The sequence below is a fragment of the Cryobacterium sp. LW097 genome, assembly GCF_002205495.2.
Classification (GTDB): domain Bacteria; phylum Actinomycetota; class Actinomycetes; order Actinomycetales; family Microbacteriaceae; genus Cryobacterium; species Cryobacterium zongtaii.
Genome location: NZ_CP021992.1, coordinates 3031302 through 3050423, shown reverse-complemented (window position 1 = coordinate 3050423; position 19122 = coordinate 3031302). Strand labels below are relative to the sequence as shown.

29 protein-coding genes are annotated in these 19122 nt (G+C 64.6%); 26 read left to right on the top strand and 3 right to left on the bottom strand.

Features of this window, described 5'->3' with window-relative positions; translation table 11 throughout:
* The 23 genes from rplC to B7495_RS14255 all read left to right on the top strand — a co-directional run bounded on the left by rplC (nt 1) and on the right by B7495_RS14255 (nt 13488).
* Nucleotides 1–660, top strand: a complete 660-nt coding sequence (gene rplC / locus B7495_RS14365) for a 50S ribosomal protein L3 (RefSeq protein WP_088457178.1) — start codon at nt 1–3, stop codon at nt 658–660.
* 4 nt (nt 661–664) lie between these two features.
* Nucleotides 665–1315, top strand: a complete 651-nt coding sequence (gene rplD, locus B7495_RS14360; RefSeq protein ID WP_088457177.1) for a 50S ribosomal protein L4 — start codon at nt 665–667, stop codon at nt 1313–1315.
* Nucleotides 1315–1617, top strand: a complete 303-nt coding sequence (rplW, locus tag B7495_RS14355; protein ID WP_088457176.1) for a 50S ribosomal protein L23 — start codon at nt 1315–1317, stop codon at nt 1615–1617. Before rplD ends, rplW begins: the two co-directional genes overlap by 1 nt.
* 25 nt (nt 1618–1642) lie before the next feature.
* Nucleotides 1643–2482, top strand: a complete 840-nt coding sequence (gene rplB / locus B7495_RS14350; protein WP_066597631.1) for a 50S ribosomal protein L2 — start codon at nt 1643–1645, stop codon at nt 2480–2482.
* Nucleotides 2483–2491: 9 nt separating this feature from the next.
* The gene (gene rpsS, locus B7495_RS14345; protein WP_066597628.1) at nt 2492–2773 is read left to right on the top strand and encodes a 30S ribosomal protein S19; all 282 of its coding nucleotides are present in this window, start codon (nt 2492–2494) and stop codon (nt 2771–2773) included.
* A 23-nt stretch (nt 2774–2796) separates the two neighbouring features.
* The gene (gene rplV / locus B7495_RS14340; protein WP_066597626.1) at nt 2797–3162 is read left to right on the top strand and encodes a 50S ribosomal protein L22; all 366 of its coding nucleotides are present in this window, start codon (nt 2797–2799) and stop codon (nt 3160–3162) included.
* Nucleotides 3162–3926 carry a 30S ribosomal protein S3 gene (gene rpsC, locus B7495_RS14335; RefSeq protein WP_066597624.1) on the top strand — a complete coding sequence of 255 codons (765 nt, stop codon included), beginning with the start codon at nt 3162–3164 and terminating at the stop codon, nt 3924–3926. The genes rplV and rpsC overlap by 1 nt, the downstream gene beginning before the upstream one ends.
* A complete protein-coding gene (rplP, locus tag B7495_RS14330; protein WP_066597622.1) occupies nt 3926–4345 on the top strand; it encodes a 50S ribosomal protein L16 in 420 nt (139 codons plus the stop codon). The genes rpsC and rplP overlap by 1 nt, the downstream gene beginning before the upstream one ends.
* Complete coding sequence (gene rpmC, locus B7495_RS19565) at nt 4345–4683, top strand: 50S ribosomal protein L29 (RefSeq protein ID WP_066597620.1); 339 nt, start codon at nt 4345–4347, stop codon at nt 4681–4683. Before rplP ends, rpmC begins: the two co-directional genes overlap by 1 nt.
* Before the next feature lie 2 nt (nt 4684–4685).
* The gene (gene rpsQ, locus B7495_RS14320; RefSeq protein ID WP_088457175.1) at nt 4686–4979 is read left to right on the top strand and encodes a 30S ribosomal protein S17; all 294 of its coding nucleotides are present in this window, start codon (nt 4686–4688) and stop codon (nt 4977–4979) included.
* Nucleotides 4980–5012: 33 nt separating this feature from the next.
* Nucleotides 5013–5381, top strand: coding sequence for a 50S ribosomal protein L14 (rplN, locus tag B7495_RS14315; protein ID WP_066597616.1), 369 nt, complete (start codon nt 5013–5015; stop codon nt 5379–5381).
* A 3-nt stretch (nt 5382–5384) separates the two neighbouring features.
* Nucleotides 5385–5744: a 50S ribosomal protein L24 gene (gene rplX, locus B7495_RS14310; protein WP_088457174.1), complete on the top strand. Its 360-nt coding sequence runs from the start codon at nt 5385–5387 to the stop codon at nt 5742–5744.
* Nucleotides 5744–6334, top strand: a complete 591-nt coding sequence (rplE, locus tag B7495_RS14305) for a 50S ribosomal protein L5 (protein ID WP_088457173.1) — start codon at nt 5744–5746, stop codon at nt 6332–6334. Before rplX ends, rplE begins: the two co-directional genes overlap by 1 nt.
* A gap of 104 nt (nt 6335–6438) precedes the next feature.
* Nucleotides 6439–6837: a 30S ribosomal protein S8 gene (gene rpsH / locus B7495_RS14300; RefSeq protein WP_066597609.1), complete on the top strand. Its 399-nt coding sequence runs from the start codon at nt 6439–6441 to the stop codon at nt 6835–6837.
* A 6-nt stretch (nt 6838–6843) separates the two neighbouring features.
* Entirely contained in the window at nt 6844–7380 is a 537-nt protein-coding gene (gene rplF, locus B7495_RS14295; RefSeq protein ID WP_088457172.1) for a 50S ribosomal protein L6, read from the top strand.
* Between the two features lie 2 nt (nt 7381–7382).
* On the top strand, nt 7383–7754 hold the full coding sequence (gene rplR, locus B7495_RS14290) for a 50S ribosomal protein L18 (protein WP_088457171.1): 372 nt from the start codon (nt 7383–7385) through the stop codon (nt 7752–7754).
* Nucleotides 7751–8464 (top strand): 30S ribosomal protein S5, encoded by a 714-nt coding sequence (gene rpsE / locus B7495_RS14285; protein WP_088457170.1) that lies wholly within the window; start codon nt 7751–7753, stop codon nt 8462–8464. The genes rplR and rpsE overlap by 4 nt, the downstream gene beginning before the upstream one ends.
* Complete coding sequence (gene rpmD / locus B7495_RS14280; RefSeq protein ID WP_066597599.1) at nt 8464–8646, top strand: 50S ribosomal protein L30; 183 nt, start codon at nt 8464–8466, stop codon at nt 8644–8646. The genes rpsE and rpmD overlap by 1 nt, the downstream gene beginning before the upstream one ends.
* On the top strand, nt 8646–9248 hold the full coding sequence (gene rplO, locus B7495_RS14275) for a 50S ribosomal protein L15 (protein ID WP_088457169.1): 603 nt from the start codon (nt 8646–8648) through the stop codon (nt 9246–9248). The genes rpmD and rplO overlap by 1 nt, the downstream gene beginning before the upstream one ends.
* A gap of 102 nt (nt 9249–9350) precedes the next feature.
* A complete protein-coding gene (secY, locus tag B7495_RS14270) occupies nt 9351–10673 on the top strand; it encodes a preprotein translocase subunit SecY (RefSeq protein ID WP_088457168.1) in 1323 nt (440 codons plus the stop codon).
* Nucleotides 10670–11284, top strand: a complete 615-nt coding sequence (locus B7495_RS14265; RefSeq protein WP_088457167.1) for an adenylate kinase — start codon at nt 10670–10672, stop codon at nt 11282–11284. Before secY ends, B7495_RS14265 begins: the two co-directional genes overlap by 4 nt.
* Before the next feature lie 99 nt (nt 11285–11383).
* Nucleotides 11384–12220: a type I methionyl aminopeptidase gene (gene map, locus B7495_RS14260; RefSeq protein WP_240632261.1), complete on the top strand. Its 837-nt coding sequence runs from the start codon at nt 11384–11386 to the stop codon at nt 12218–12220.
* Nucleotides 12221–12315: 95 nt separating this feature from the next.
* Nucleotides 12316–13488, top strand: coding sequence for an IS30 family transposase (locus B7495_RS14255; RefSeq protein WP_088454824.1), 1173 nt, complete (start codon nt 12316–12318; stop codon nt 13486–13488).
* A 53-nt stretch (nt 13489–13541) separates the two neighbouring features.
* On the opposite strand, the gene B7495_RS14250 is transcribed toward B7495_RS14255, so the two are convergent.
* Nucleotides 13542–14138, bottom strand: coding sequence for a TetR/AcrR family transcriptional regulator (locus B7495_RS14250; RefSeq protein WP_088457166.1), 597 nt, complete (start codon nt 14136–14138; stop codon nt 13542–13544).
* Complete coding sequence (locus B7495_RS14245; protein ID WP_088457165.1) at nt 14135–14668, bottom strand: DUF1569 domain-containing protein; 534 nt, start codon at nt 14666–14668, stop codon at nt 14135–14137. Before B7495_RS14245 ends, B7495_RS14250 begins: the two co-directional genes overlap by 4 nt.
* A gap of 60 nt (nt 14669–14728) precedes the next feature.
* Here B7495_RS14245 and B7495_RS14240 point away from each other — a divergent pair, with 60 nt between their 5' ends.
* Nucleotides 14729–16177 carry an aldehyde dehydrogenase family protein gene (locus tag B7495_RS14240; protein WP_088457164.1) on the top strand — a complete coding sequence of 483 codons (1449 nt, stop codon included), beginning with the start codon at nt 14729–14731 and terminating at the stop codon, nt 16175–16177.
* A gap of 123 nt (nt 16178–16300) precedes the next feature.
* Here B7495_RS14240 and B7495_RS14235 read toward each other — a convergent pair whose 3' ends face one another.
* The gene (locus B7495_RS14235) at nt 16301–18232 is read right to left on the bottom strand and encodes a BglG family transcription antiterminator (protein WP_240632260.1); all 1932 of its coding nucleotides are present in this window, start codon (nt 18230–18232) and stop codon (nt 16301–16303) included.
* A 165-nt stretch (nt 18233–18397) separates the two neighbouring features.
* On the opposite strand from B7495_RS14235, the gene B7495_RS14230 reads away from it, so the two are divergent.
* Both B7495_RS14230 and B7495_RS14225 read left to right on the top strand, forming a co-directional pair.
* Nucleotides 18398–18715: a PTS sugar transporter subunit IIB gene (locus B7495_RS14230; protein WP_088457162.1), complete on the top strand. Its 318-nt coding sequence runs from the start codon at nt 18398–18400 to the stop codon at nt 18713–18715.
* A 130-nt stretch (nt 18716–18845) separates the two neighbouring features.
* On the top strand, nt 18846–19112 hold the full coding sequence (locus tag B7495_RS14225; protein ID WP_088457161.1) for an HPr family phosphocarrier protein: 267 nt from the start codon (nt 18846–18848) through the stop codon (nt 19110–19112).
* The last annotated feature ends 10 nt before the right edge of the window (nt 19113–19122 follow it).

The following is a 19122-nucleotide window of genomic DNA, read 5'->3' as shown; positions in this document are numbered from 1 at the left end:
ATGTCGTACGCAGATACCAAGACCACCAAGGGCCTCCTCGGCAAGAAGCTCGGCATGACTCAGGTGTGGGACGAGAACAACAAGCTTGTTCCCGTTACCGTCATCGAGATCTCGCCGAACGTCGTCACCCAGATCCGCACGAAGGACATCGACGGCTACGCCGGCGTCCAGATTGCCTCTGGCGCCATCGACCCCCGCAAGGTGAACAAGCCGTCCGCAGGACACTTCGAGAAGGCCGGCGTCACGCCGCGCCGTCACGTTACCGAGCTCCGCACCGCGGATGCCGCTGACTACACCCTGGGCCAGGAGCTCACCGTTGACGGTGTGTTCGTCGCCGGCACCAAGGTTGACGTCATGGGCACTTCCAAGGGCAAGGGCTTCGCCGGTGTTATGAAGCGTCACAACTTCAAGGGTGTTTCCGCTTCGCACGGTTCGCACCGCAACCACCGCAAGCCCGGTTCCATCGGTGCCTCCTCGACCCCCAGCCGTGTCTTCAAGGGCATGCGCATGGCCGGTCGTATGGGTGGCGAGCGCGTGACCGTGCTGAACCTCAAGGTTCACGCGATCGACGCCGACAAGGGCCTCATTCTGGTCAAGGGTGCCGTTCCCGGCGCCAAGGGCCGCCTCGTATTCGTCCGCACCGCAGTGAAGGGAGCGTAGTCCTATGGCTACCGCACTCGACCTCATCGATGCCAACGGCAAGAAGGCCGGCTCCGTTGAGCTGCCCGCCGAAATCTTCGACGTCCAGACCAACATCCCGCTGATTCACCAGGTTGTTGTCGCGCAGCTCGCTGCCGCACGCCAGGGAACGCACAAGGTAAAGAGCCGCGGAGAAGTTTCCGGTGCCGGCCGCAAGCCGTTCAAGCAGAAGGGAACCGGTCGCGCTCGTCAGGGCTCGATCCGCGCCCCTCAGATGACCGGTGGTGGCATCGTCCACGGACCGACCCCGCGCAGCTACGACCAGCGCACCCCGAAGAAGATGATTGCCGCCGCGCTCAAGGGTTCACTCTCTGACCGCGCCCGTGGTGACCGTCTGCACGTGGTGACCGCGCTGTTCTCGTCCGAGACGCCCAGCACCAAGGGCGCCATCACGCTGCTCACCCAGATCGCCAGCAGCAAGCACGTGCTGGTCGTTCTCGAGCGCACCGACGAGATGACTCTCCGCAGCATCCGCAACCTCCCGACGGTGCACGTGCTGTCGTGGGACCAGCTGAATGCCTACGACGTTCTCGTCTCTGACGACATCGTCTTCACCAAGGGCGCGTTTGACGCGTTCGTGGCGCACAAGACCAAGAAGGAAGAGGTGTCCGCATAATGGCTACCCCGATTCAAAAGGACCCCCGCGACGTCATCATCGCTCCGGTCGTCTCTGAAAAGAGCTACGGCCTGATCGACGAGGGCAAGTACACCTTCATCGTGGACCCGCGTTCGAACAAGACCGAAATCAAGCTGGCGATCGAGAAGATCTTCAAGGTTGAGGTTGCGTCGATCAACACCATGAACCGCATCGGCAAGACTCGCCGTACCAAGTTCGGCATGGGTAAGCGCAAGGACACCAAGCGTGCCATCGTCACGCTCAAGTCCGGTTCCATCGACATCTTCACGGCCGTCGGCTAAGCGGCCAGGACTAGAGGAATAAGAAATGGCTATTCGTAAGTACAAGCCCACGACCCCCGGTCGTCGCGGTTCATCTGTTGCGGACTTCGCAGAGATCACCCGTTCGACGCCCGAGAAGTCGCTGCTTCGTCCGCTGTCCAAGACCGGTGGTCGTAACAACCAGGGTCGCATCACGACGCGTCACATCGGTGGTGGCCACAAGCGCCAGTACCGCGTGATCGACTTCCGTCGTAACGACAAAGACGGTGTCAACGCCAAGGTCGCTCACATTGAGTACGACCCCAACCGCACGGCGCGCATCGCGCTGCTGCACTTCATGGACGGCTCCAAGCGCTACATCATTGCGCCGAACAAGCTGAACCAGGGCGACATCGTCGAGTCGGGTGCCGGTGCTGACATCAAGCCCGGCAACAACCTGCCGCTGAAGAACATCCCCACCGGTACCATCATTCACGCCATCGAGATCCGTCCGGGTGGTGGCGCCAAGCTGGCCCGCTCCGCCGGAGTGTCGGTTCGCCTGGTCGCGAAGGATGGCATCTACGCCCAGCTGCGCCTGCCGTCCGGAGAAATCCGTAACGTCGACGCTCGCTGCCGCGCCACGATCGGTGAGGTCGGCAACGCCGAGCAGTCGAACATCAACTGGGGCAAGGCCGGCCGGATGCGCTGGAAAGGCGTTCGCCCGACCGTTCGTGGTGTTGCCATGAACCCGGTCGACCACCCGCACGGTGGTGGTGAGGGTAAGACGTCCGGTGGACGTCACCCCGTCAGCCCCTGGGGCCAGAAGGAAGGGCGCACCCGCCACCCGAACAAGGAAAGCGACAAGCTCATTGTTCGTCGCCGTACCGTCGGCAAGAAGCGTAAGTAGGAGTAGACGATGCCAAGAAGTCTTAAGAAGGGCCCCTTCGTTGACGACCACCTGCTTCGCAAGGTTGTCAAGGCGAATGAAGCCTCAAGCAAGAACGTAATCAAGACCTGGTCGCGCCGTTCGATGATCATCCCCGACATGCTCGGGCACACCATCGCGGTTCACGACGGTCGCAAGCACATCCCGGTGTTCGTCACCGAGAGCATGGTTGGGCACAAACTCGGCGAGTTTGCTCCCACCCGCACCTTCCGTGGTCACGTGAAGGATGACAAGAAGGGTCGTCGCCGCTAACGCGGTGACGTGAAGGAGGAGAAATGGTGGAGTCGATCGCACGCGTGCGTCACATCCGCGTTACCGCCCAGAAGGCCCGTCGCGTTGTCAACCTGATTCGTGGCAAGCAGGCGCACGAAGCGCTGGGAATTCTCAAGTTCGCGCCGCAGGGCGCGTCCGACCCCGTGTACAAGCTGGTCGAATCGGCCATCGCGAACGCACGGGTCAAGGCCGATGCTGCGAACGAGTTCCTGGACGAACAGGATCTGTTCATCTCCCAGGCATTCGTCGACGAGGGCACGACGCTCAAGCGTTTCCAGGCCCGCGCACAGGGTCGCGCATTCCAGATCAAGAAGCGTACGAGCCACATCACTGTTGTGCTCGCCACTCCTGAGGAGGGTACGAAGTAATGGGTCAGAAAGTAAACCCGTATGGCTTCCGTCTGGGAATCACGACCGACCACGTGTCGCGTTGGTTCTCTGACAGCACGAAGCCGGGCCAGCGTTACAGCGACTTCGTCGCTGAAGACGTCAAGATCCGCCGCCTGTTGAGCACCAGCCTCGACCGCGCCGGCGTGTCCCGCATCGAGATCGAGCGCACCCGCGATCGTGTCCGTGTCGACATTCACACCGCCCGTCCGGGCATCGTGATCGGTCGTCGCGGCGCGGAAGCAGAGCGCATCCGGTCCGACCTTGAAAAGCTCACCGCCAAGCAGATCCAGCTGAACATCCTCGAGGTCAAGAACCCCGAGCAGGATGCACAGCTCGTCGCGCAGGGCATTGCAGAGCAGCTCTCCGCTCGTGTGGCTTTCCGCCGCGCGATGCGTAAGGGCCTGCAGGGCGCCCAGCGCGCCGGCGCCAAGGGTGTTCGCATCCAGGTGTCCGGTCGTCTCGGTGGCGCTGAGATGAGCCGTTCGGAGTTCTACCGCGAAGGTCGTGTGCCGCTGCACACCCTGCGCGCGAACATCGACTACGGCTTCTACGAAGCCAAGACCACCTTCGGCCGCATCGGCGTGAAGGTCTGGATCTACAAGGGCGACATCACCAACAAGGAACTCGCTCGTGAGCAGGCCAACGCTAAGTCGTCCCGCCCCGAGCGTCGTGACGACCGTCCCCGCCGTGCGCCTCGCGCAGAGGGCGCGGCTCCGGTTGCAGCAGGAGTTGAGGCTAAATAATGTTGATTCCCCGCAGAGTTAAGCACCGCAAGCAGCACCACCCCGGCCGTACCGGCCACGCAACCGGTGGTACCACTGTTTCGTTCGGCGAGTATGGCATTCAGGCCCTCACCCCCGCGTACGTGACCAACCGTCAGATCGAGTCCGCTCGTATCGCCATGACGCGTCACATCAAGCGTGGCGGCAAGGTCTGGATCAACATCTACCCGGACCGCCCGCTCACCAAGAAGCCTGCCGAAACCCGCATGGGTTCCGGTAAGGGTTCGGTCGAGTGGTGGGTCGCGAACGTCAAGCCGGGCCGCGTGCTCTTCGAGCTTTCCGGTGTCTCTGACACCGTTGCTCGCGAAGCGCTCACCCGTGCAATTCACAAGCTGCCCCTCAAGGCACGCATCATCAAGCGCGAGGAGGGCGACGCATAATGGCGATCGGATCCAAGGAGCTCGCCTCAGTCGAGCTCGACACCTTTGAAAACGAACGACTGTTCGACGAGCTGAAGAAGGCCAAGGAAGAGCTGTTCAACCTGCGCTTCCAGTCGGCCACCGGCCAGCTCGAAAGCCACGGCCGCCTTCGCGCGGTCAAGCGGGACATTGCACGCATCTACACGGTTCTCCGTGAGCGCGAGCTGGGCATTCGTGCCACTCCCGTCGCAGTCGAGGCTCCGGCCAAGGCTGAGAAGAAGACGACCAAGAAGGCCAAGGCCAAGGACGCATCCACGGATGCTCCCGAGGCTGACGCCGTCGAGACGAAGGAGGCCTAATCATGGCGAAGACTGACGAAACGGTCGTCCCCGCCGAGGCTCTCGTGCGCGGCTACCGCAAGACGATGCGTGGTTACGTGACCAGCGACAAGATGGATAAGACCATCGTTGTCGAGGTCGAAGACCGCGTGAAGCACCCCCTGTACGGCAAGGTCATCCGCCGTACGTCCAAGCTGAAGGTTCACGACGAGGCGAACACCGCCGGCGTCGGCGACCTGGTCCTGATCAGCGAAACTCGCCCGCTGAGCGCTACCAAGCGCTTCCGCCTGGTCGAGATTCTCGAGAAGGCCAAGTAAGCCTCGCGCTTACTTGATAGAAGGAGTTAGAAAGTGCTTCAGCAAGAATCACGACTCAAAGTTGCCGACAACACCGGTGCCAAGGTCCTGTTGACGATCCGCGTTCTCGGTGGCTCCGGCCGTCGTTACGCCGGACTGGGTGACGTTATCGTCGCCACCGTCAAGGACGCCATCCCGGGCGGCAACGTCAAGAAGGGTGACGTCGTCAAAGCCGTCATCGTTCGCGTCAAAAAGCAGACCCGTCGTCCAGACGGCTCGTACATCAAGTTCGATGAGAACGCCGCAGTGATCTTGAAGGCTGACGGAGACCCCCGTGGTACCCGTATCTTCGGACCGGTCGGTCGCGAACTCCGCGACAAGAAGTTCATGAAGATCATTTCGTTGGCACCGGAGGTTATCTAAATCATGGCCAGAATCAAGAAGGGTGACCTCGTAGAGGTCATCACCGGCCGCACCCAGGCTCGCGGCGGAGACCGTGGCAAGCAGGGTCGTGTGCTCGAGGTACAGGTCGAGAAGAACCGCGTCCTGATCGAAGGAATCAACTTCGTCAAGAAGCACGTTCGCGTCGGCCAGACCCAGCGCGGCTCCAAGACCGGCGGCATCGAGACTGTGGAAGCATCGATTCACGCTTCCAACGTCGCGCTCGTCGACCCGGAGACCAAGAAGCCGACCAAGGTCGGGTTCCGTCTCGAAGAGGTAACGAAGGACGGCGTCACCAAGACGGTCCGCGTTCGTTACGCCAAGAAGTCAGGTAAGGACCTCTAATGACTGACATCGCAACCGAGGGCGCAAAGCCCGTCGTTCTGCCGCGTCTCAAGCAGAAGTATCGCGAAGAGATCTCCCTGCAGCTCGCCAAGGACCTGGGTTTCACCAACGTCCACCAGGTACCCAACCTGACGAAGATCATCGTCAACATGGGTGTCGGCGAGGCAGCACGCGACGGCAAGATCATGGATGGCGCCGTCGCCGACCTCACCAAGATCACCGGCCAGAAGCCGCAGGTCACCAAGGCACGCAAGTCCATCGCGCAGTTCAAACTGCGTGAAGGACAGCCCATTGGCACGCACGTCACACTTCGTGGCGACCGCATGTGGGAGTTCCTCGACCGGCTGCTCAGCCTCGCCCTGCCCCGTATCCGCGACTTCCGCGGCCTCTCGGACAAGCAGTTCGACGGCGCCGGCAACTACACGTTCGGTCTCACGGAGCAGGTCATGTTCCACGAGATCGACCAGGACCGGATCGACCGTGTTCGCGGTATGGACATCACTGTTGTGACGACCGCCAAGAACAACGACGAGGGTCGCGCGCTGCTCAAGGCGCTCGGCTTCCCGTTCAAGACGGCCGAGAACTCCTAAACTAGCTTTACCCCGGGGGCCGGACAACCGTTCGGCCCCCTCCACCACCACAGGTCGTCATCCGTGTAACGGGTGCACGAAACCAGGCGAGAAAGGCACCACAAATGACAATGACAGATCCGGTCGCAGATATGCTGACCAGACTGCGCAACGCTAACTCGGCGTACCACGACACAGTGTCGATGCCGCACAGCAAGCTCAAGGCGCACATCGCAGACATCCTCAAGGCACAGGGTTACATCTCTGCCTGGGATGTCAAGGATGCAGAGGTCGGAAAGACCCTCACGCTGAACCTCAAGTTCGGCCCCAACCGCGAGCGTTCCATCGTCGGCATCAAGCGGGTTTCCAAGCCCGGCCTGCGCGTGTACGCAAAGTCGACTGAGATCCCCACGGTTCTCGGCGGCCTCGGCGTTGCCATCCTGTCCACCTCCAGCGGTCTGCTCACCGACCGCCAGGCTGAGAAGAAGGGCGTAGGCGGAGAAGTTCTCGCCTACGTGTGGTAGCCGACAATGTCACGTATTGGAAGACTTCCGATCGAGATCCCCGCGGGTGTCACGGTCGAAGCTAACGGCCAGGCCGTTAGCGTCAAGGGTCCGAAGGGTGAGCTCGCGCTCACCGTCGCCAACCCCATCGAGGTTCAGGTCACCGATGGCCAGGTTCTGGTCACGCGTCCCGACGACGAGCGCGCTTCGCGTTCGCTGCACGGACTGACCCGTACCCTGATCGCCAACCAGATCATCGGCGTCACCGTGGGTTACACCAAGGGACTCGAGATCGTCGGTACCGGTTACCGCGTTGCGCAGAAGGGCACCTCCGTTGAGTTCGCCCTTGGCTTCTCGCACCCGGTCCTCATTGAGCCGCCCGTTGGTATCTCCCTGACCGTCGAGGGCGTTAACAAGCTCACGGTCAGCGGTATCGACAAGCAGGCCGTCGGTGAGGTTGCCGCAAACATCCGTAAGATTCGCAAGCCTGAGCCCTACAAGGGTAAGGGTGTGCGTTACGCCGGCGAGATTGTTCGCCGCAAGGCCGGAAAGAGTGGTAAGTAACCATGGGTCTCGGAACTAGAGGAAAAAGCAAGTCGGCTGCCCGCGGACGCAGGCACGCACGTCTTCGCAAGAAGATCGAGGGGACCGCGCTTCGTCCGCGTCTCGTCGTCACCCGCTCGGCTCGCCACGTATTCGTGCAGGTCGTTGACGACAGCAAGGGTTTCACCCTCGCGTCGGCGTCGACTCTCGAAACCGGTCTGCGCACCTTCGATGGTGACAAGACCGCCAAGGCGCACAAGGTCGGCGAGCTCGTCGCCGAGCGCGCCAAAGCCGCCGGTATCGAAGCCGTCGTATTTGACCGTGGTGGCAGCAAGTACGCAGGACGCGTCGCAGCCATCGCCGAAGGAGCCCGAAAGGGAGGGTTGGACCTGTGAGCACTGAATCCAGTAGCACCGCAGCAGCGAAGGAAGCTGACGTCGTCACTGAAGTTCCGGTGGAAACCGCAGCTTCGACCACGCCGCCGCAGAACGAGCCTCGTGAGGCTCGCCGTGGTGGCCGTGAGCGCAGCCCGAACCGTGAGCGCGGAAGCCGTGACGCCGAGAAGAGCCAGTTCCTCGAGCGCGTCGTCACGATCAACCGTGTTTCCAAGGTCGTCAAGGGTGGTCGTCGCTTCAGCTTCACCGCTCTGGTCGTCGTCGGAGACGGTAACGGCCTGGTAGGCGTTGGTTACGGTAAGGCCCGCGAGGTCCCGACCGCAATCAGCAAGGGCGTCGAGGAAGCGAAGAAGAACTTCTTCCGCGTTCCCCGCGTCGGCCTGACCATCCCGCACCCCGTTCAGGGTGAAGCAGCTGCCGGAGTCGTTCTTCTCCGTCCGGCCGCAGCAGGTACCGGCGTTATCGCCGGTGGCCCGGTGCGCGCCGTACTCGAATGCGCCGGCATCCACGACGTTCTGAGCAAGTCGCTCGGTTCGTCGAACACCATCAACATCGTGCACGCCACGGTGGAGGCCCTGCACCAGCTCGAAGAGCCTCGTGCAGTCGCGGCTCGCCGTGGCCTTCCCTACGAAGACGTGGCTCCGGCCCGTTTTCTGCGTGCCGACGCGGCTGCAGCAGCAGCCGCCGCAAGCGCGAAGGCAGGTGCCTAATGGCTCAGCTGAAGATTACGCAGATCAAGTCCAAAATTAGTGAGAAGCAGAACCAGCGCGACACACTGCGCAGCCTGGGCCTGCGTCGCATTGGCGCCGTCACGATCCGCGAGGACAACTCGCAGAACCGTGGCTACGTCAACACCGTTGCTCACCTTGTGAAGGTCGAGGAGATTGACTAATGGCTGACGAGAAGGAAGCTACCGAGAAGGTAGCAACCAAGCCCGCCGCTAAGAAGGCCGCCGCCCCCAAGGCGACGACCACGAAGGCTGCTGCAGCCAAGGCTCCGGCCAAGACTGTTGCCGCTAAGAAGGCCGCCGCGCCGACTGAGCCCACTGAGGTCCGTCCGCAGGTACTGAAGGTGCACCACCTTCGTCCCGCGCCCGGATCGAAGAAGGACAAGCAGCGCGTTGGCCGTGGTGAAGGATCCAAGGGTAAGACCGCGGGTCGTGGAACCAAGGGCACCAAGGCGCGTTACACCGTGCGTATCGGCTTCGAGGGTGGGCAGATGCCGCTGCACATGCGCACCCCGAAGCTGCGCGGGTTCAAGAACCCGTTCCGCGTCGAGTACCAGGTTGTAAACCTGGAGCGCCTCGCCGAGCTGTACCCGACCGGCGGCGATGTAACCATCGCTTCACTGGTCGCCAAGGGTGCCGTTCGCGACAACGAGAAGGTCAAGGTTCTCGGCAATGGTGACATTGCGGTTAAGCTGACTGTTGCAGTCGATAAGGTCTCCCGCTCAGCAGAGCAGAAGATCGTCGCAGCAGGTGGCTCGATCAAGTAGTAAGACCCGTAGACGAGATCGAGCTTGTCGAGCCTGCCCAGCGATTAAAGCGCTGGTGCTGACTCGGCAAGCTCGTTCTTTGTTACTAACTGGAGGCCTTTTTTGTTTAGCGCCATTGCGCGGATATTCCGCACGCCGGACCTTCGTAAGAAGATCGGGTTCACCCTGGGCATCGTCGCCCTGTTCCGTCTGGGCTCGTTCATCCCCGCCCCGTTCGTGGACTTCGGCAACGTGCAAGCCTGTCTTGCAGCGAACCAGGGAACGAGCGGCCTCTACGAGCTCGTGAACCTGTTCAGCGGTGGCGCCCTGCTGCAGCTGTCAGTCTTCGCGCTGGGGATCATGCCGTACATCACGGCCTCCATCATCGTGCAGCTGCTGCGCGTGGTGATCCCACACTTCGAGACCCTCTACAAGGAGGGTGCGGCGGGCCAGTCCAAGCTCACGCAGTACACCCGGTACCTCACCATCGCCCTGGGCATCCTGCAGTCGACCACGCTGATCACCGTGGCCCGCAGCGGCGCCCTGTTCGGCACCTCGGCCTCCTCCGAGTGCTCCCAGCTGCTCACCAACGACGCCTGGTACGCCATCATGCTGATGGTCATCACCATGACCGCCGGTACCGGCGTGATCATGTGGATGGGTGAGATGATCACCGAGCGCGGCATCGGCAACGGAATGTCCCTGCTGATCTTCACGTCGATCGCTGCCCAGTTCCCCAACTCGCTGATCTCCATCGCCCAGCAGAAGGGCATCGAGATCTTCCTGGTCGTCCTCGCGATCGGCCTCGTGGTCGTAGCGGGTGTGGTTTTCGTCGAACAGTCGCAGCGCCGCATCCCGGTGCAGTACGCCAAGCGCATGGTGGGTCGCCGTACCTACGGCGGCAACAACACCTACATCCCGATCAAGGTGAACATGGCCGGCGTTGTGCCCGTCATCTTCGCGTCGTCGCTGCTGTACCTGCCGGCCCTGATCGCCCAGTTCAACCAGCCCGCCGCCGGCGAGACGCCGCAGGCCTGGGTCACCTGGGTCACCAACAACCTCACCCAGGGCAGCCACCCGCTGTACATGGCGTTCTACTTCCTGCTCATCGTGGGCTTCACCTACTTCTACGTCGCGATCACCTTCAACCCTGAAGAGGTCGCCGACAACATGAAGAAGTACGGCGGCTTCATCCCCGGCATTCGGGCCGGCCGGCCCACCGCCGAGTACCTCGACTACGTGCTCACCCGCGTGACTCTGCCCGGTGCTCTCTACCTCGGCCTCATCGCGCTGATCCCGCTGATCGCGTTCTCGCTGATCGGCGCCGACCAGAACTTCCCGTTCGGTGGCGCCAGCCTCCTGATCATCGTCGGCGTCGGCCTGGAGACGGTCAAGCAGATCGACTCCCAGCTGCAACAGCGCCACTACGAAGGGCTCCTGCGATGACCCGTCTTCTCGTGATCGGACCCCCCGGGGCCGGCAAGGGCACTCAGGCCGTGCGCCTGGCCGAAGCCTTCGGCATTCCCGCCATCTCCACCGGCGATATCTTCCGTCACAACGTGAAGACCGAAACCGAGCTGGGCCTGAAGGTCAAGGCGTTCATCGAGGCCGGCAAGTACGTGCCCGACTCGCTGACCAACGAGATCGTCGCCGACCGCCTCCAGGAGCCGGATGCCCGTGGTGGTTTCCTGCTCGACGGCTACCCGCGCACCACCGACCAGGTGCTCGAGCTCGACCGCCTGCTCGACGCCGAAGGCACCTCGCTCGACGCCGTGGTGCAGATCGTCGCGGACACCGACGAGGTCGTCGCCCGGCTGCTCAAGCGGGCCGCCGAGCAGGGCCGCGCGGATGACACCGCCGAGGTCATCCGGCACCGTCTCGACGTCTACGAAGAGCAGACCGCACCGCTCATCGACCTGTACGACAAGCGCGGCGTCGTGGTCACCATCGACGGCCTCGGTGCCGTCGACCAGGTCACCGACCGTATCGTGGCCGCGCTGGCCGAACGCGGTCTGCACGCCGTCGGTCCCACCGACGCCGTGGCGGCATCCGTCTAGATTTGCTGTGATGGGGCGTCGGCTTCGGTCGGCGCCCTTTCGTTTTCTCACCCGGGCGCTCTCCGGCGCCGGCTCCGTACGACGACTTAGTTTGCAGGTATGACCGTGGCCCTTCGCCGCTCCATCTACAAGTCCCCGGCGCAGATGCGCCTGATGCTGGCCCCCGGCCTGGCGACCGCTGCGTCGCTCGTGGCGGCGCGGGAAGCCATGCAGGTGGGCGTCACTACCCTCGAGCTGGATGCCGCCGCTGAGGCGGCCATCGTGGCGTTGGGCGGCCGGCCCAACTTCAAGCTCGAGCAGGGCTACTTCCACACGGTGTGCGCCTCGGTGAACGACGACGTGGTGCACGGCATCCCCAATGGTCGAGTGCTCGGTGCCGGCGACATCGTGTCAATCGACAGTGGCGCGATCATCGACGGCTGGAACGGCGACGCGGCATTCACCTTCGTGCTGCCGGACCCGTCGCGGCCCGAGCTCGTCGCCGAGCGCGAGGAACTCTCGCGGGTGACCGAGCAGTCGCTCTGGCACGGCATCGCCCGCCTGGCCGAGGCGCGGCACCTCAACGAGGTCGGCGAGGCCATCGAGGACTACATCGAATCGCAAGGCAGCTACGGGATCCTCACCGACTACGTGGGCCACGGCATCGGCAAGTCGATGCACGAGGCACCGCCGGTGTTCAACTACCGGGTGCGCCAGAAGGGCCCGGACGTGAAGCCCGGCCTGGTCGTGGCGATCGAGCCGATGGTGGTGCTCGGCGACATCGAGACCTACACCCGTGACGACGACTGGACCGTCGCCACCAGCGACGGCAAGGCGGCCGCGCACTGGGAGCACAGCGTCGCCGTGCACAAGGACGGCATCTGGGTGCTCACCGCTGAAGACGGCGGCGCCGCGGGCCTGGCCCAGTTCGGCATCACCCCCACCCCGCCGGCCTAGCCTCCCTCGCGTCTCGTAACTGTGCCCGAAGCGGACATTTGCGCCCCTTGGGTTCAGGGGGTCGTTGCAACACCTGATTGATTGAGGTGTTGGTTATGGGTGGTCGTGTTGGGTTTCCGCGTGAGGTTCGTCGTCGGTTCTGGGAGGAGCTCAGGGTCGGCGGCACGGTCACGGATGCGGCTGCCGGCGCGGGGGTGAATCGGTCGACGGCTGCGAACTGGGTAAGTCAGGCTGGCGGGATGGTTCCCCCGCGCGTTGACCCGTCGAGCCGTTTGACGTTCCTCGATCGGGAGGAGATCTGGTTTGGCCGTTCTCAAGGCGAAAGCATGCGCTCGATCGCGGCCCGGCTTGGGCGGGCGCCGTCCACGATCAGCCGCGAACTGCGCGGCGGGATGACGAGGCGCGGGTATCGTCCGTCGTTCGCTGAGCAACAGTCCCGGTATCGAGCGCGCCGGCCCCGCGGCGGGAAGCTGGCCAATAACGACCGGTTGCTGGAATACGTGCAAACTGGGTTGAGCGCCGAACACAGCCCGGAGCAAATCAGTCTGCGGCTGCGGCGAGACTTCCCCGACGACATGGAGATGCGGGTGTCTCACGAGACGATCTATCAGGCCCTCTATGTTGAAGGGCGCGGCCAGCTGCGCCGCGACCTGGTTACGGCGCTGCGGACCGGGCGGACGTTGCGCAAATCTCAGGGTCGGCAACAACCCGGATCGCGCATCCGCGACATGGTCATGATCACCGACCGGCCCGCGGAGGTCGAAGACCGCGCCGTTCCCGGCCACTGGGAAGGCGACCTCATCACCGGCGCCGGAAACGCCTCAGCGATCGGCACCCTGGTTGAGCGCGCAACCGGATATTTGATGCTGCTGCACCTCCCCGAGAAACACGGCGCGATCGAGGTTCGCGACCAGATGATCATCGCGATCGAGAAGATGCCCGCAGAACTGCGCAAAACAGTGACCTGGGACCAAGGCATCGAGATGGCCAAGCACCGAGACATCACCATCGCCACCGGCATCGACATCTACTTCTGCGACCCGCACTCGCCCTGGCAGCGCGGCTCGAACGAGAACACCAACGGGCTGTTACGGCAGTACTTCCCCAAGGGCACCGACCTCTCCGGCTACCACCCCGAATACCTCGAATTCGTCACCGACAAGCTCAACGACCGACCACGAAAACGGCTCGACGCAGCCACCCCGCGAGAAGCCCTGCATCAGCTACTCTCAGACCAAGAAAACAGCGGTGTTGCATCGACCAGTTGAATCCACCCCCGGTACGCCGGCCGCACTTGTCCGCTTCGGGACCAGTTGGTGGGCTAAATCGCGGTGGGCAGGGTGGCCCGGATGGCGGCTGCGAGGTGCGCCGGGACCAGGCGGGCCACCGCGGCGGGGCCGTCGGCTCGCAGGAGCAGCGGGGTCGTGACGAGGGCGATGGCGAGCTTTGCCGCATCCTGCGCGTTGTAGCCCGGCTGAATCTCGCCCCGGGCCATCGCGCGGTCGAGGATCGCCGCGATGTGCGTCTCGGTGGCACCGACGATTTCGCGCTCGATGATCTCCGCGATGGCGGGGTCGTGCGCGGCCTGGCCGACCAGGGACTTGAGTACGATGCCGAGGTCGCCGCTGAGCGCGGTGATCTTGTGGCCGAGGAGCGCGGTCAGGTCGCCATCGAGCGAACCGGTGTCGTCGCCACTGAGATAGTCGGCCACGATCGTGCGGGCAGCGGAAGCGACGAGCTCTTCCTTGGTAGCCCACCGGCGGTACAGCGACGCCGTGGAGACCCCGGCCCGCCGAGCGATGGCCGAGGTGGTGAGGGCGCCGTAGCCGTGCTCGGCCAGCAGCAGGGTAGTGGCGGCGACCACGGCGTCGTCGACCCTGGCATCCATCGGGCGGCCGCGGGGGACTGCGGTGATCATCGGGCCGGGGTGGCGGGCTGGGGTGCGGCGGGCGCATCCGCGCCGGGCAGGTGCTCGCGCAGGTGCTGGGTTTGCAGGTTGACCACCTGGGCCTTGGTGCAGCGGCCGTAGGTGGGGTGCGGCTGGAGGTCGCCGGTGAAGGCGACGAGCGCGTTCACCGCGGTGCGGAGCACGGCGACAGCGGCAAGGTCGGGCATTGCGGGGTCGAGCTCCGGGGCGCCGGAGACCGGGGCAGAGAGGTTGTGCCGCATGGCTCCGCGACGCAGGAAGAGGTGCTTGACGGCTCGGCCCACCGTGACCCGCAGTGAGACGGGCGCGAGGTGCGGGTAGCCCGTCATGGAGTAGCCGATGCTCTGCGCCGCATGCTGCGCGGTTTCGGAGAAACTGTACGTGCCGCGGGGGCTGAGCAGGACCGCCCCCGAACCCTGCTGGCGCACCCGCGACTCGAGGGTGTCGACGAAGGTGACGAGTGCGGCGAGCGACGAGGGCGCATCCGGGATATCAGTGGAAGAAGTGAACGGTGAGGACATGCACTCGAAAATACTCCCTTTAAGAAACGAAAGCGAACTGTTTCGGAATAGGCTGTCGGCATGACCTCTAGTCTCGCATTCGCCGACCCGACCGTCGTGAACCTACCGACAGGCGCACCCACTGACACGGCCGTAGTTGCCGTGCAGCGGATGCGCGACGGTTTCGACTCCGGCCGCACCCGGCCGGTCGCCTGGCGGCGCGCTCAGCTGCGCGCGTTACGCCGGCTGCTGGTGGAGAACCGGGCGGAGCTGCGGGACGCCCTGTACGCCGACCTGCGGAAGAGCCCGACCGAGGCCGACCTCACCGAAATCGGTATTCTGGTGCGCGAGATCGACCACACCCTCAAGCATCTCGGGCGCTGGCTGCGGCCGCGCCGGGTGCCGGTGCCGCTGGTGGTGCTGCCCTCCACCGCGCAGATCGTGCGCGAACCGCTGGGCGTGGTGACCGTGATCGCGCCGTGGAACTACCCGGTTCAGTTGCTGTTTGCGCCGCTGATCGGAGCTCTGGCCGCCGGCAATACCGTTGTACTCAAGCCGAGCGAACTGGCCGTGGCCACGTCTTCGTTGATCGCCCGGTTGGTGCCGACATACCTCGACCGCGACGCCGTGGCCGTGGTCGAAGGCGGAGTGCCCGAGACTACCGAGCTGCTCGCCCAGCGGGTGGACCATATCTTCTATACCGGCAACGGCACGGTGGGGCGGATCGTGCTGCGGGCCGCCGCGTTGCATCTCACCCCGGTGACCCTGGAGCTCGGCGGGAAGTCGCCGGTGTGGGTGGACGACACCGCCGACCTGGCCAGCGCAGCTCGGCGGATCGCCTGGGGTCGCTTCGTGAACGCCGGGCAGACCTGCGTGGCGCCGGACTACCTGCTGACCACCCCCGCGGTGGCGGCGCGGCTGGAGCCGCTGCTGGTGAGCGCGATCGCCGAGCTGTACGGCGCCGACCCGCGGGCGGGCAGAGACTACGGCCGCATTGTCAATGTCCGGCAGTTCAACCGGTTGGCCGGGATGGTCGACCAGGGTCGTCTGGTGACCGGCGGGCTGGTGGACGCGGCCGAGCTCTATATCGCCCCGACAATTCTCGCCGACGTGGACGTGGCCTCACCGGTGATGACCGAGGAGATCTTCGGGCCGATCCTGCCGATCGTGACAGTGTCGGGACTGGACGAGGCGATCGCGTTCATCACCGCGCGGGAGAAGCCGCTCGCGCTGTACGCGTTCACCCGCAGCCGTGCGGTGGCGCGGGCCCTGCTCACACGAACGTCCTCCGGCGGGGTAGGGCTCGGGGCGCCGATGTCGCACCTCGCGGTTCCCGGCCTGCCGTTTGGCGGGGTGGGTGCCAGCGGCATGGGCAGCTACCACGGGGAGCGGTCGGTGGCCCAGTTCAGTCATGAGAAGTCGGTGCTGCGTACGCCGGCGCATCCGGATGTGCTCGGCCTGGTGGCCGCGCCGTACGCGCGCCGCCGTACCCGTCTCGTGCGCCGCCTGGTCTCCACCCTCCGCCCCTAAGCTCCCTCGCCCCGACCGACAGCCCTGGCTAACTGTTGCCCATGCGGACAATTGCGCCCGGTGTGCCGGGCGCAATTGTCTGTTTCGGTAACAGTTGGCCGTGGAGCGGGAGAACGAGCGGGGCTAGGCGTCCATGACGTGGACCAGCTCGTCGATGAAGGACGCGAAGTCGACGGAGCGCTTGATCAAGCGCTGCACCTCGAGGCGGTCGGAGAACACCTCCACGAACTGGTCGAAGACCGCCTGGAAGGTGCTGCGGCCGGCGGCGCTGAAGGCGATCAGTGCGACCACGTTCACCCGGTTGTCGCCCCAGTCCATCGGGGCGTCGTTGATCACGATGGCGATCGAGGTCTGCTGGGCGCTCATCGCCATGGCGTGCGGCACGGCGAGGTTGTCGGTGAACGCGGTGGATGACATCAGCTCCCGCTCGATGGCGCCGTCCACGTAGCTCTGATCGATGATGCCCCGCGCCATCATGCGCTCGCCCAGCGCGGTGATCATCGCAGTCTCGTCCGGGGCGTAGAAGTTGCGCGAGAACAGAGACTCGTCGAAGAACTGCAGCAGGTCGTCCTTCAGACGCGCGCGCCGGCGCATCCGTCGCACCCGGCTGGCCTGCTGGCGGATGCGGTCGATGTCGTTCTGAGTGAGGAACGGCTGGATCACAATGACCCCGTCGGCGTGCAACTGCGGGTCGATGGTGGTGAGCACCAGATCGGCGTCGAGAGCGTCCCAGTCCACATCGGAACGGGTGATCACCGCGACGACCTCGAGGTCGTCGCCGAGCACCCGTTCGATGCGTTCGCGCAACAGCACGTGCATGTCGTAGTAGTTGGGGCACACTATCGCGCAGGTCACCAGCTCCACCCGGCGCACCTGCTGCTCGAGATGCGCGCCCACGTGCATGGCGATGTAGGCGATCTCGTCGTCGTTGATCACGATCTGCTCGGCGCGCTGCAGTTGGCTGGCGATGTACACGGCCAGCTCGTAGATCAGCGGGTACGAGGTCTTGATCGACCGGGTGAGCGGGTTGCGGGAGTACGACTTGTCGTGTGCCCGGTTGATCAGGTTGCGCACGTGCAGGGTCAGCCGCACGATGAAGTCGTCGTCGTCGAGGTCGACGAGGTACTCCCGGCTGGCCCGGTCCACGATGGTGCGCATCATCGCGAGCTCCTCCGGCCGCACGTAGCTTTCGATGAGGGTCTCGGCCGGCTGGTCGTGGCCGGGGGTGATCACCCGGGTGGTCAGCAGGAACGCCAGATAGGCGAGGTCACCGCTGCCCAGGCGCACGTCGAAGTGCTTCGTGATCAGGCCGGACAACGAGGTGGCGAGCTCCGACGGCGGTTCGGCGACGGCCGGGGCGGGGGAGAGGTGCTTGGTGACCCTGTCGATCGCGATGGCCACGTGCAGCAACACATTGTTGATGCCGTACTCGTTGACGAAGTAGCCCTGGCCGTCGAGCAGCTCGATGAGGTCGGTCTTGAACGCGCCCAGGCTGTCGGCGCCGGCCTGCCCGGAGGTGAACTCGCGCTGGATAGTCTCCAGGTCGATCATGCCGCGGGCGCTCTCCTCGCGGAACATCCGGCTGAGCAGCCGGCGCCGGTCGGTCTCCGCGCCGGTGAGGGTGACCACGCTGCCGTGCCGCACCAGGGTCAGGCCGCTGTCGGGCAGCATCAGCCGCACCCGGGCCAGGTCGGCCTCCACCGTGGAGTCGCTGACGAAGTTCTCCGCGGCCAGCTCGTAGACGTCCAGCCCGTCGGGCGATTCGGTGAGCCGCCGCACCAGGCTGGACAGCCGTTGCTGCGGGGTGTCCGCATCCGTTTCGCGCGGCTTGGACCGGTGCTGGGCGGTGAAGCTGGCGAACTCGTCGCGGTTGAGCCTGTAGCCGGCGGTGCCGGATTCGATGACGGTGAGCGGATGCGCGGCCGCCTTCACCGCCGTGACATAGCTGCGCACACTGCGCGGGGTAACCCCCAGGCGGTCAGCAAGTTCGCCTGCCGTGATCCAGCTGGATGTCTGGGACAGGAAGTCCAGCATCCGCGTCTGTTTATCACTCATCGTGCGCAACTCCATCGTCTCAAGAGTAGTCAAGCAGAGTGCGAGCCCGGCACGGTAGGACCCCGACGTGTTTCCGCACCCTGCGGAAAAGGGTCTGGTGGCGCCGCAAGTCCGAAGAGAGGACAGTAAGTGTTGAATTCAAAGATCGATGAAAGGAAAGAATCAATGAAGATTCTCATCGTGTGTGGTGCCGGAGCGTCCAGCGCATTCGTGGCGCACAGGCTGCGGGTCACCGGCAAGGAACGTGGGCTCACCCTCGCGGTCGTCGCCGGTAGCGAAGGGGATCTCCCGTCCTCGCTCGACACCATTGACGTACTCCTGGTCGGTCCCCACCTCGCCCCCCGCTTCGAGCGCATCAGCGCCCAAGCGAAAGAGCGCGGCGTGGGCGTGGCACTGCTGCCCGACTCGGTGTTCTCGGCGCGTGACGGCGTCGTGGCACTTGATCTGGCCGTGGATGCCGAACACGAACGGTCGTGGGTCTGACTTCGCAGGTCACCCGCACCGTTCCATCCGTTATTTGTTGTGCCGGCCGCCGCCGGCTGCCCGCACGAAGCCGGGACCTCGACTGAGGCCCCGGTGACACTCCCGCACGTTGGAAAGGCAGGCGCGACACATGGTCGAACGCACCGTACAGATCGGATCGACGCACGGGCTGCACGCGCGCCCCGCGAAACTCTTCACGAAGGCCGCCGCCGCCGCGGGAGCCCCGGTCACCCTGCAGAAGGGCGACGGCAAGCCGGTCAATGCCGCCAGCATCCTCGGCGTCATCTCGCTGGGCATCAACCACGGTGACAGCGTCACCCTCGCCACGGACGGCGACAATGCCGACACCGTGCTCGACGGCCTCGTCGAGCTCCTCCTCACCGACCACGACGCCTAGGCGGGACGCG